The following is a 12,619-nucleotide window of genomic DNA, read 5'->3' on the forward strand; positions in this document are numbered from 1 at the left end:
GTGACTACTTTTTAATCTAACGGGTTTTTTACTGCTTCTTCATCACGAGGTAAGACAGTTGGTTTTTGATGTTGTGCATCTTTTGCACTTTGTTGTTCAGCGTATTTTGTCAACGCATCCACAGTTAGTAAATCATCATCTTCATCGTCCATGTCACGCAATTCGATTTCTTGATCTTCGATATCTAATACACGCATATCAAGTCCTAATGATTGTAATTCTTTTACTAATACGCGGAATGATTCTGGAACACCAGGTTTTGGAATTGGTTCACCTTTAACGATCGCTTCGTATGTTTTCACACGACCAACCACGTCATCGGATTTGTACGTTAAGATTTCTTGTAAAGTATATGCCGCACCGTAAGCTTCAAGTGCCCATACCTCCATCTCACCAAAACGTTGTCCACCAAATTGAGCTTTCCCTCCAAGTGGTTGTTGCGTTACTAATGAGTAAGGTCCGATCGAACGAGCATGTAATTTGTCATCAACCATGTGGGCCAATTTGATCATATACATGACGCCGACTGAAATACGTCCATCGAATGGTTCACCTGAGCGTCCATCATAAAGAACTGTTTTCGCGTCACGAGCCATACCCGCTTCACGTACAGTTTCCCATACGTCCTCATCTGATGCACCATCAAATACTGGAGTTGCTACGTGGATACCTAATTGACGGGCAGCCATTCCTAAATGCAATTCTAATACTTGTCCGATATTCATCCGTGATGGTACCCCAAGTGGGTTCAACATGATATCGACTGGTGTACCGTCTGGTAAGAAAGGCATATCTTCTTCAGGCATGATGCGTGAAACTACCCCTTTATTTCCGTGACGTCCGGCCATTTTATCTCCTTCGTGAATTTTACGTTTTTGAACGATATAAACACGAACTAACATATTGACACCTGGTGATAATTCATCGCCAGCTTCACGGGTAAAGATCTTCACATCATGGATGATCCCGCCACCACCGTGAGGAACACGTAATGATGTATCGCGTACTTCACGCGCTTTTTCACCAAAGATCGCATGCAACAAGCGTTCTTCAGCTGAAAGTTCAGTTACCCCTTTAGGAGTGACTTTCCCAACTAATAAATCGCCATCTTTTACTTCAGCACCAATGCGGATAATCCCCATTTCGTCTAAGTGTTTCAATGCGTCTTCACCAACGTTTGGAATCTCGCGAGTGATTTCTTCAGGTCCTAATTTTGTATCACGTGCTTCTGATTCATATTCTTCAATGTGGACTGAAGTATAGACATCATCTTTCACAAGACGACGACTCATGATAACCGCATCCTCGTAGTTATACCCTTCCCAAGTCATGAAGGCTACAAGAACGTTTTGACCTAATGCCATTTCACCGTTTTCCATCGATGGTCCATCAGCTAATGTATCCCCAGCTTCTACTTTTTCATGTAAAAAAACAAGTGGACGTTGGTTATAACTTGTACCTGAGTTTGAACGACGGAATTTTGTTACTGAGTACGTATCTAAAGTACCATTGTCACGACGAACACGAATTTCTTTCGCATCCACGTATTCGACGATTCCATCATGTTTACATAGTAAAGCAGCACCTGAGTCATGCGCTGATTTGTATTCCATACCAGTTCCGACCCATGGAGATTTAGGATTGATCAATGGAACAGCTTGACGCTGCATGTTGGCACCCATCAGGGCACGGTTGGAGTCATCGTTTTCCAAGAAAGGAATACATGCTGTCGCAACGGCAACTACTTGTTTAGGTGATACGTCCATATAATCGATTTTATCAATTGAGATCTCTAAGTTTTCACTTGTTGCACGAGCCATTACGACATCGTTTGTAAACGTACCATCTTCATTTAAAAGACTGTTCGCTTGGGCTACAACATAATGATCCTCGATGTCTGCTGTTAAATAATCGATTTGATCAGTTACACGACCTGTTTCACGGTCTACACGACGGTAAGGTGTTTCGATAAATCCGTATTTATTAACTTTCGCGTATGAAGCCAAACTATTGATTAACCCGATATTTGGTCCCTCAGGTGTTTCAATCGGACACATACGCCCATAGTGAGAATAATGTACGTCTCGGACTTCATAACCAGCGCGGTCACGAGTCAATCCACCAGGTCCTAAGGCTGATAGACGACGTTTGTGTGTCAGCTCACCTAACGGATTGGTTTGATCCATGAACTGTGACAACTGAGAAGAACCAAAGAATTCTTTGATACTTGCCACTACTGGACGAATATTGATCAATTGTTGTGGTGTTAGTGTTTCCGTGTCTTGGATCGACATACGTTCACGTACTACACGTTCCATACGGGCTAAACCGATTCTAAATTGGTTTTGCAATAATTCACCAACTGAACGGATACGACGGTTTCCTAGATGATCGATATCATCTACGTTTCCGATATTTTCCATTAAGTTGAAGAAATAGCTCATTGAGGCAATGATATCTGCAGGACGTACTGTGCGTACTTCGTCTGTTGGATAACCATTACCGATCACTGTCACTTCACGCTCAGGATCTAGTGGTGAAAAGACTTTGATGACTTGAACTGTCATTGGATCAGTCACAACACCATCTTCTGAAGGATAGTATGTTACTGAGTTTAAACCATTGACTAATTGCTCACCTAAAAATTCATCCATGATTTGATGTGTGATCACAGTTCCTTTTTCAACTAAGATCTCACCTGTTTCAGGATCAACTAAGGTTTCTGCTAAAGTTAAGTTTAGCAAGCGTGTGCGTAGATCTAGTTTCTTGTTCACTTTATAACGACCAACAGCTGCTAAATCATAACGACGTGGGTCAAAGAAACGAGCATTTAGCAAGTTACGAGAACTATCCGCAGTTTTTGGCTCACCTGGACGTAGACGTTCATAAACATCTTTTAGTCCTTCTTCAGTACGAGAATCACTTGCATTTTTGTGTAAATCTTTTTCGATCGTGTTACGTAAAGACTCACTTTCACCAAAAATCTCAAAAATCGTATCGTCAGAACCAAAACCTAATGCACGAACCAATACCGTCAAAGGAATTTTACGTGTACGGTCGATACGTACATATGAAATATCTTTGGCATCAGTTTCCATCTCTAACCATGCGCCACGGTTAGGGATCACAGTTGATCCAAAACCTTCTTTACCATTTTTATCTACTTTTCCGTGGAAATAAACTCCCGGAGAACGAACCAATTGAGAAACGATAACACGTTCCGCACCATTGATGATGAATGTTCCTTGCTCTGTCATTAATGGGAAATCGCCAAAGAATACTTCTTGAGCTTTGATCTCGCCTGTTTCACGGTTTGTTAAACGTAACGTTACGTGTAAAGGTGCAGAGTAGTTTGCATCATGTGCGCGTGCTTCTTCCACCGTATATTTCGGTGTTTTCAATTCATAGTCGACAAATTCAAGTGATAAGTTTCCATTAAAATCATCAATCGGCAAAATGTCTTCAAACATTTCTCTTAATCCTTCATCTAAAAACCATTGATAAGAGTCAGTTTGAATCTCAATCAAATTCGGTAATTCCAATACTTCACTGATCCGTGCGAAACTTCTACGTTCGCGGTGCTTTCCGTATTTTACTACGTGTCCAGCCAAGCTCTTCACCCCTCTAAAATTTCTTTCAAAATAGCTATCATAAATTTTACATTTTTATTACAAAAATTAAAATTTAGTGACAAAGAACATTTTTTACGGGTTTAGGACAAAAAAAAACCAAAAATAGATTCCCTTCGTTAAATGAAGTTTTCTACTTTTGCTCCTTATCCTACGGCCGAAACGGACAATAGATCGTTTCTGCTCCCTGCACTTGCGATAGTTTTTGCTCTATTAACTATACAGATATTTTCAGAAAAAGTCAAGGAAAAACTATTGTCTTTTCATCTTGATTATTTCCTACAATAGACAGCCACTCCAGACTTCTTTATACTATGAAACAACTATACAAAAAAGGATGAGTCATGTGAGTACAAAAACCAAAATCTTAGAAGTGATGAAACAAGCACCCGATACTGTCTTTTCGGGAGAAAAGCTTGCCCAGTTACTTGATCTATCACGCACTTCGATTTGGAAAGCAATTCGTGAGCTAGAAAAAGAAGGCTATCGCTTTGAACATTTAAAAACCGGCTACCTTTATAGACAGTCGGATGTTTTAGAGCCAAATGAAATGAGCTGTGAGGCATTGCCTAGTACACAAATCTACTTGAAAAAATCGACTGATTCCACGATGAACGATGCCAAAAACGGCTTACTTTCACATGTTCAAACACCAGCGCTATTTGTTTCAGAAGCTCAAGATGGTGGTCACGGACGCTTTAATCGTCCCTTCTTTTCTCCTGAAGGCCAAATTTATATGAGCCTATTAATCGAGCCGCATCAAACATTTGAAGAATTGCCTCAGTATACGTTAATTGCGGCTGTAGCTTTAGCACTGGCCATCGATGAATTAGCTGGAGTGTCTTGTGAAATCAAGTGGGTCAACGATATTTATCTAGATGGCAAAAAAATTTGTGGGATTTTATCCGAAGCTACTAGCGACATTGAGACTGGACAAATCAGTAGTGTCACAATTGGGATCGGCATCAATTTTTCGATCGATCCAGCTGATTTTCCCAAAGAAATCGCGCAAAAAGCGCGTTCAATCTTTAACAATCAAACAGCCACAACTACTCGTAATCAGTTGATCCAACTGGTTTGGAAAAACTTTTTCGAGTTACTTGATAGTCTTTCAGATCAAAGTTACATGAAAATCTATCGTCAAAAATCGCTGGTTTTAAATCGCGAAGTTTCATTTACTAAACAACAAACTCAATATACAGGTATTGCAAGAGAAATCACTGAAACGGGAGAATTAGTAGTCGATACACCGACTAAACAATTCAAGTTGTCTTCAGGTGAGATCAGTCTGACCCATATTGAAAAATATTTTTAAAGAAAAAGAAGCTGTGACAAAATGCTGTCACAGCCTCTAAAGATCGAATAAACGGTGTTCCAGAAGTAGCTCCTTCGAAAAATAAGCCGCATCATGACCCAAATAGATGAATCTATCATAGGAATGATACGGCTTATTTCTTAGAGCTGCCCACTTCTGTCACAGCCTTTTTTTAACGTAAGATCAATGTTAGTACAAACGTTAATGCATATGCGCTATTGAATAAAATCATATTTTTGATAGCATAACCAAAGCTTTGCGATTGATCAACTTGTTTTTTATGGTTCATCAAATGCTTGTGTACAATCGGCAAGGTCAAAAAGACCAAAAGTTGTTCCCATGAAAAAATGCCAAATGGCCAACCGATCAAAATAACTAGATAACAGCTATACATCAAAAGCTGAAACAAGCGCAACGCTGGTTTTTTTTGGATATGATAGACCAATGTGTAACGTTGGTTTTCGATATCCGTCTCAAAATCGCGTAAGTTATTAGCTAACATGATATCGGCAATCGTGAACATCAACGGTAACGCTGCCCAAATCATCGCTAAAATTTGCCAGACATTTCCATTCAATAAGAACATTCCTGTTGAAAATTGAAAAGATAAGAAAAAGACCTGGTCTGTAAACGTATTTAAATACACAACGATGGCAAAAATCCCTAGCCCCATCGTCACTCCACTAAATAGTTCTCCTAAAGGCATTCGCGATAAGGGAAGTGGTCCGAATGTATAAAAAATACCTACCAAGCACATCAATCCACCAAAAACAAACACAAACCATCCTGTCAAAATACTCAAACTAAACCCAACAATCGCTGATAATCCCATCATAAAAAAAATCAAATGGCGAATCGTAGTCGGATCGAGTTGCTCTTTGCCGATGACATTTTGTTCGTATTTATAACTAGTAGACTTCGCTTTCGTATAATCCATGTAATTGTTGATTGCTGTCGTAGTCATATCAAATAGCAACATCCCAATAAAAAAGAATAACGTGTATCCAAAATGGAACTGTTTGAAATACGTACTAGCGAATAATACACCAATAATAAATGGGAAAAAACTTGCGATTTTTGTTTGGATTTCTACGACTTCTAAAAAGGTGCGTAACGTTAACGGTCGCATCTCTCTCCTCCTATTTTAGATCTGCTCGATTCCCCATCGTAAAACCAGAATCGCCGCCTAATTCAAAATTACCTTTGATCCCATCTGTAATATAGACGACACCTTCTTTAGTGACGAAGATCGCGTCAGTACCTTTCGGGGTCTGTTCTTCGATATACTTCAATCCTTCTTTGACACCTTTATCAAAAGCTACAGTCGTTAATCCATCGCCGTCGATCGATTTATCCGTGATTACCGACACACTAGCTACGTCATTATCATAAGGATAACCCGTTTTAGTATCAAAAATATGGTGGTAACGTTGACCATCTACATCCAAGTAGCGTTCATAAATTCCTGAAGTGACTACCGTCTTGTTTGATTCTTTTACTGTTCCTAAGACATTACCACGTGCCGTATTAGGATCTTGGATACCGATCGTCCAAGGCTCGTCTTCTCCTCTAGGACTATTTCCTAGCACGAAAACATTTCCACCTAAATCGACAATTGCGGTCGTAACACCATTATCTTTTAATACTTTTACGACTTCATCTGTAATATACCCTTTAGCGATTGCACCAAGATCCATGATCATTCCTTTTTCTTCTAGATAGACCGTCTTATCTTGATCATTTAATTTTACTTTGTGGTAATCAACTAATTTTAGTGCTTGATCGATCTCAGATTGCGCAGGTTTGCGTGCATCATCAAAACCAATACGCCATAATTGCGTGATTGCTCCAATTACGAGATTGAATCCACCATCAGATTTCACGCTATAATCGTATGCTTGTTTGACAAGATCATAAATATCATCAGATACTTTTACTGGTTCGATCCCCGCTTTTTCATTAATTGCATCGATCTCAGAACCACTTTGATTGATTGTGATCTGATCTCCCAGTTTTTCTACACGTGCAAAAGCAGGTTTAAGCACGTCTTCTTTTCCTTCATCATAGATGCGAATCTTTACATATGTACCTAAAAGAAATTTTTCTTGCATATATGGTTCTGATCGTAACTTTCGGCTCGTTGTGCTTGTCTGGGTGCTACTTGTTGTTTGATCGTTTGTCTGACAAGCACTTAATCCGACTGTCATTAGTGCTAACCCTAAAATAAGCCAAGATTTTCTCATCGCTTTTCGTTCCTTTCTATTGTCTTGTGTTCTATTATACTAAAGCTACTTAAAAACAGAAGAAAAACTTGACGCAGTTGCCCACATCAAGTTTTTTTCATCTTACTATTTTAATAGAAGGTCTATTTGCTTTCTACGTAGTTGTCGACTTCAATTGTTTTTGTATCACCTTTTTGAGCGGCATTGATCAATTGTTCAGCATACAATACGAATGAATGGAAACTATGTGTTGCACCAGTCACGACATCAATGTTTCCTGGATTTCCATCTTCTTTACTCATTTCAGAAACTAACTCTTCATTGAATTTTGCAATATATTCTTTTGGTCCAATTCCTGATTTAGCTTCCATTTTTTCATTGTATTCTGTGTCATCTTTCTTAGACTTGCCGTCTTTATCCAAATAGTCAAAGTTTGACTCTGTGATCTTACCATCTTTGACAACGATCGAGAAGTCCGCATGATAGCCATTGCTGTCATTTTTTTCTTTCAATGTGTACGTACCATCTTTAAGTGGTGCACCATTGTCTATTTCGATTGTATCTGTATCCCCGATACGTGCAGCTTGGATCAATTGTTGTGCATAGTTTTGGAAGTCATGGAAGCTATGTGTTGCACCAGTAACCACATCGATTGAACTTGGATCTTGTTTAGAAACTAACGCTGAATTGAATTGTTCTAAATATTCTTTTGGTCCAATTCCTGATTTAGCTGTCATTTTTTCATTGTATTCTGTGTCATCTTTTTTAGACTTACCATCTTTATCTAGGTAATCCATATCAGATTCTGTAATTTTTCCATCTTTAACGACGATTTTAAATTCCGCATGATAGCCATTGCTATCATTTTTTTCTTTCAATGTATACGTACCATCTTTTAAATCCATTCCTTTTGCTTCTTCAGTAGTAGAAGATGCTGTTGAAGAACTTGTAGTTGATGATGACGTCATAGAAGAGCTAGCTGTGCTGCTTGTTTTTGTATCATCTGTTTTGTCTGCGGTACAAGCACCTAATGCGATGGTAGATAGTGCTAACATCGTGAGACCTGTAACAATTTTTTTTGTTTTCATTCTTTCCCCACCCTTTAATCGGTTATTTTTTATAGTTTGTGATTACTTTAACATTATAATACGTTTACATTGCCCTGTCAATCGTTTCCAAAAATCAATATTCACAAATAAGCTTTTTCTCATATTTGTGAAAAAATTATAAAAGTTGTTAGACAAATACAAAAAAACAATTTATACTATAGAAAAAATAGCAATTATACTGCATATTTTACTAATTGAATACTTAAGGAGAGAGAAAAATTATGACTAAGACGAACATCGTTGTCGTCGGTGCCGGATACGCCGGAGTAGCTGCTACTAAATTCATGGCTAAAAAATTCAAAAAAGACCCAGACGTAGCCATTACATTAATTGATCGTCATTCTTATCATACAATGATGACTGAACTTCATGAAGTTGCCGGTGGACGTGTCGAGCCTGATGCAATCCAATATGATTTACAGCGTTTATTTGCACGTAAGAAAAATGTACAATTAGTTACTGATACGGTGACGGCAATAGACAAAGAAAAAAAAGTCGTGAAAACCAAGTTAGGCAATTATCCTTTTGATTATGTAGTTTTAGGTATGGGTGGCGAACCAAATGATTTTGGCACACCGGGTGTGAAAGAAAACGGCTTTACGTTATGGTCATTTGAAAATGCCGTCAAAATTCGTGAACATATCGAAAAAACAGTAGCGAAAGCGGCTATCGAGCCTGATGCAACAGTTCGTAAAGCAATGTTAACGTTCGTTGTTTGTGGTTCTGGATTTACGGGTATCGAAATGATCGGAGAATTAATCGATTGGAAAGATCGCTTAGCTAAAGAATACAAATTAGATCCAAGTGAATTCAATTTAAAAGTGGTCGAAGCAATGCCAACGATTTTAAATATGTTAGATCGTAACGATGCAACCAAAGCTGAACGTTACTTGAAAAAGAAAAATGTTAATCTTGTATTAAATGCACCGATCGTTGAAGTGGCAAAAGATCATATCAAACTAAAAGATGGTTCAGTGATTCCAACGCATACTTTGATTTGGACTGCTGGTGTCAAAGCAACTTCAGATGCTGCTGACTTTGGGCTAGAAGCTGCTCGAGGCAATCGCTTGATTGCAAATGAATATATGGAAGCAAAAGGTTACGAAGATAAAAATATCTATGTCATTGGTGACTTAGTCTATTATGAAGAGTTTCCAAATACACCAACACCGCAAATCGTGCAAGCAGCTGAACAAACGGGACATACTGCTGCAGCGAATATCGTTGCTTCCGTTAAAGGAAGTGAAAAACATAAATTCAAAGGGAATTATCAAGGATTTATGGTTTCGATTGGTTCTAAATGGGGTGTTGCGAACTTATTTGATAAAATACATTTAAGTGGTTTCTTAGCAATCGTAATGAAGCATGTTGTGAACTTGAAATATTTCTTTGATATCCGCTCTGGTTATTATATGTTCCAATATCTAATGCATGAATTCTTCCACATTAAAGATGACCGCAATGTCACACGCGGACACTCTTCACGTTATGGGAATGTATTATGGTCTGTTCCTCTTCGTGTATTTTATGGATTGGTTTGGTTCATTGAAGCTTTCAAAAAAATTGTCGGTGATGGTCAATGGCTAAAACCTGGCACGTGGTTTGGTGAAGGTTCTTGGTTTACTGGAAACAGCGTGTTCCCTTGGACTTGGGATTATCAATCAGTCGCTGATGTCGCAAGTGGAGCTTCTCAAGCAGCTGAAGCAACAAGCGGGGCTAGTGGTGCCGGTGCGACAGCAACGGCCGAAACGGCAACTCAAGTAGCTCATTTTGGTTTGAGCTATGCTTATGGCGAGCAACCAATGGCTGTCATTGAAAAATCACCAGATTGGTTTATGAGTATCATGAAATTCATTATGCCAAATATGGAAGTAGCGATGTTCTTCCAAAAAATGATGGTATTCGTTGAAATCGGAATTGCACTAGCTCTAATGGCAGGTCTATTCACTTGGTTGTTCAGTGCAACTACGATTGTACTCGTTTTAACATTCTGTATGTCAGGAATGTTCTATTGGACAAACATTTGGTTCTTACCAGTAGCATTTGCTTTAATGAACGGTTCTGGTCGTGCTGTCGGATTAGATCGTTGGGTAATTCCATGGTTACAAAAAACATTAGGTAAATGGTGGTACGGAACACCAAGATCCATGTACGGACAAAAATAAACGTAAAGGCTGGGGAGGAAAAACTTCTCCAGCCTTTTTATAAAGATATGATATGATAAACACAAAGATGAAGAAAGGAGTCCAACATGAAACTAAAAACCTTGATCAAACAAAGTCGAATGAAACCACTAGACGTTGTCATTATTTTCTTTTTGATCCTATGCTCCTTTTTGCCTTTAGCCATTTTTGGTTACCAACAAGGTCATGTAGATAGTGCCACCAATCAAACGATTGCCGTTTTACGAGTAGATGGTAAAGAAATCAAAACCTTTGATCTAGCGGATGATAAAAAAAGCTATACCTATATGTATAAAGATAAAGATGGAGATTATAACTTGATCGAAGTCGCCGATGGTAAAATTCGCGTTAAAGATACGGATTGTGGAGACTTGATTTGTGTTCGTCGTGGTTGGATCTCTAAAAAAGGTGAATCGATCGTCTGTTTACCGCACAAATTAGTGATCGACATCCAATCTTCTACAGGAGGTGACGACGGCGAATTGATTTATTGATCGCCTTGCTTATGTTCCCTTCTCGTTTACGCAAATTGATGTTTATCTCGCTTCTTGTAGCTCAAGGTGTAGTCCTGGGGATTCTTGAAAATATGATCCCTTACCCTTTTGGTTTTGCTCCTGGAGCAAAACTTGGTCTTGCTAATTTAATTACGATTATCGCTATTTTTGCTATGCCAAAACGAGATAGTTTTTTACTCTTGTGGTTGAGATTATTTTTGACTACATTACTGGGAGGGACACTTTCTACCTTTTTATATAGTATGAGTGGTGCCTTATTAAGTTATTTTGGCATGCTTTTAGTCAAACAACTAGGTCCAAAACGAGTTAGTATCGTTGGTATTAGTGCCACTGGTGGCTTTATGCATAACGTCGGCCAGCTAGTCATGGCCTCTTTGATCGCTAAATCTTGGACTGTAATGCTTTATCTACCGGTTTTATCTTTTCTTGGTATCTTATCTGGGATCGCGATTGGGATCGCAGCAAATTTCTTATTACAACGTGTTGAAACATTAAAAAAATTCCAACAAGATTACGAACGGCAAACCAATACCCATTGGTTTACGGATCAAATGTAACAAAGGAGCAAGCCGATGAAACTTCATCCTTTGTGGGCAGAGTATCCCACACTTCAAACAGAACTAAAAGCTACACGTACCTTAATGGAATCTTCTATTAAGTTAACAAATAAAGAGGTCGAACAAGCAATTTTAACAATGATCGAATCAGGTGGTAAATTACTCCGTCCTGCCTATCAATTGCTTTTTGCAACATTTGGTCCCGACCAAAATCGTGATAAAGCGATTGCGATCGCAGCTTCTATCGAACTCCTTCATACTGCAACTTTGATTCATGATGATATTGTCGATGAAGCGGAAGTAAGACGGGGAACTTCAAGTATCCGATCTCATTTTGGAAATGCGACAGCTGTCTATGCCGGTGATTACTTATTTGTTTCCTGTTTTAAGCTAATGTCCGCTTATGCTTCTTCTTTAAAAAGTCTTCAACTACATTCAAATAGTATGGAAAAAATTTTAAATGGTGAACTTGGTCAAATGGATCATCGTTACCATTACACCATTACGGTGGAAGAATATTTAGAGACTATCTCAGGAAAAACAGCAGAATTATTCGCCCTCAGTTGTGGTATTGGCGCAATCGAAAGTGGTACGAGTGAACGTTTTGCCAAAAAAGCTAGTGATATCGGAATGGCCATTGGAATGGCATTTCAAATTATCGATGACAGCTTAGATTATTCCCAAAAAGAACAAGTTCTTGGAAAACCCGTTTTAAATGATGTGAAACAAGGTGTGTATTCTTTACCGTTGATTATTAGTTTGAATCAAGCGCCCGAACGCCTCTTGCCACTTTTAATGAAACAAAATGCGATGACCATAGAAGATCAACAACAAGTTTGGGAGATCGTCCAAGAACAAAATGGTGTAAAACAAGCCTATAGCTATGCCGAACAATACACTAAAAAGGCATTGAAATTAATTGCTAGTTTGCCTGAAACACCTGCTAAAACACAGCTCACCACGTTAACGAAAACCATTTTGAATCGTCATAATTAAAACTGAGACTGCGACAGAAATGAACAGCTCTAAGAAATAAGCCGCATCATTCCGATAATGAATTCATCTATTTCGGTCATGATGCGGCTTATT

9 protein-coding genes are annotated in these 12,619 nt (G+C 38.6%); 5 read left to right on the forward strand and 4 right to left on the reverse strand.

Features of this window, described 5'->3' with window-relative positions:
- Nucleotides 1–11: 11 nt before the first annotated feature.
- Complete coding sequence (gene rpoB / locus ACWOEC_RS00595) at nt 12–3,611, reverse strand: DNA-directed RNA polymerase subunit beta (protein WP_455305383.1); 3,600 nt, start codon at nt 3,609–3,611, stop codon at nt 12–14.
- 364 nt (nt 3,612–3,975) lie between these two features.
- Between rpoB and ACWOEC_RS00600 the strand changes: the two genes are divergently transcribed.
- Nucleotides 3,976–4,944, forward strand: a complete 969-nt coding sequence (locus tag ACWOEC_RS00600; protein WP_455305384.1) for a biotin--[acetyl-CoA-carboxylase] ligase — start codon at nt 3,976–3,978, stop codon at nt 4,942–4,944.
- A 172-nt stretch (nt 4,945–5,116) separates the two neighbouring features.
- On the opposite strand, the gene menA is transcribed toward ACWOEC_RS00600, so the two are convergent.
- The 3 genes from menA to pplA form a co-directional block, all read right to left on the reverse strand.
- Complete coding sequence (menA, locus tag ACWOEC_RS00605; protein WP_455305385.1) at nt 5,117–6,073, reverse strand: 1,4-dihydroxy-2-naphthoate polyprenyltransferase; 957 nt, start codon at nt 6,071–6,073, stop codon at nt 5,117–5,119.
- 10 nt (nt 6,074–6,083) lie between these two features.
- A complete protein-coding gene (locus ACWOEC_RS00610; protein WP_455305386.1) occupies nt 6,084–7,187 on the reverse strand; it encodes an FAD:protein FMN transferase in 1,104 nt (367 codons plus the stop codon).
- A 122-nt stretch (nt 7,188–7,309) separates the two neighbouring features.
- A complete protein-coding gene (gene pplA / locus ACWOEC_RS00615) occupies nt 7,310–8,254 on the reverse strand; it encodes an extracellular electron transfer flavoprotein PplA (protein WP_455305387.1) in 945 nt (314 codons plus the stop codon).
- 242 nt (nt 8,255–8,496) lie between these two features.
- Here pplA and ACWOEC_RS00620 point away from each other — a divergent pair, with 242 nt between their 5' ends.
- From ACWOEC_RS00620 to ACWOEC_RS00635, 4 genes are all read left to right on the forward strand, one after another.
- A complete protein-coding gene (locus ACWOEC_RS00620) occupies nt 8,497–10,440 on the forward strand; it encodes an FAD-dependent oxidoreductase (RefSeq protein WP_455305388.1) in 1,944 nt (647 codons plus the stop codon).
- 86 nt (nt 10,441–10,526) lie between these two features.
- On the forward strand, nt 10,527–10,952 hold the full coding sequence (locus tag ACWOEC_RS00625; RefSeq protein WP_455305389.1) for a NusG domain II-containing protein: 426 nt from the start codon (nt 10,527–10,529) through the stop codon (nt 10,950–10,952).
- Nucleotides 10,953–10,963: 11 nt separating this feature from the next.
- Nucleotides 10,964–11,530: a Gx transporter family protein gene (locus ACWOEC_RS00630; protein ID WP_455305390.1), complete on the forward strand. Its 567-nt coding sequence runs from the start codon at nt 10,964–10,966 to the stop codon at nt 11,528–11,530.
- 15 nt (nt 11,531–11,545) lie between these two features.
- The gene (locus ACWOEC_RS00635; protein WP_455305391.1) at nt 11,546–12,526 is read left to right on the forward strand and encodes a polyprenyl synthetase family protein; all 981 of its coding nucleotides are present in this window, start codon (nt 11,546–11,548) and stop codon (nt 12,524–12,526) included.
- Nucleotides 12,527–12,619 lie beyond the last annotated feature (93 nt).

This window comes from Enterococcus bulliens (assembly GCF_053761865.1).

Coding starts and splice junctions, on each gene's coding strand:
- ACWOEC_RS00610 (WP_455305386.1), bottom strand. CDS start 7,187: ATGAGAAAATCTTGGCTTATTTTAGGGTTAGCACTAATGACAGTCGGA.
- pplA (WP_455305387.1), bottom strand. CDS start 8,254: ATGAAAACAAAAAAAATTGTTACAGGTCTCACGATGTTAGCACTATCT.
- ACWOEC_RS00635 (WP_455305391.1), top strand. CDS start 11,546: ATGAAACTTCATCCTTTGTGGGCAGAGTATCCCACACTTCAAACAGAA.
- ACWOEC_RS00620 (WP_455305388.1), top strand. CDS start 8,497: ATGACTAAGACGAACATCGTTGTCGTCGGTGCCGGATACGCCGGAGTA.
- menA (WP_455305385.1), bottom strand. CDS start 6,073: ATGCGACCGTTAACGTTACGCACCTTTTTAGAAGTCGTAGAAATCCAA.
- ACWOEC_RS00630 (WP_455305390.1), top strand. CDS start 10,964: ATGTTCCCTTCTCGTTTACGCAAATTGATGTTTATCTCGCTTCTTGTA.
- ACWOEC_RS00625 (WP_455305389.1), top strand. CDS start 10,527: ATGAAACTAAAAACCTTGATCAAACAAAGTCGAATGAAACCACTAGAC.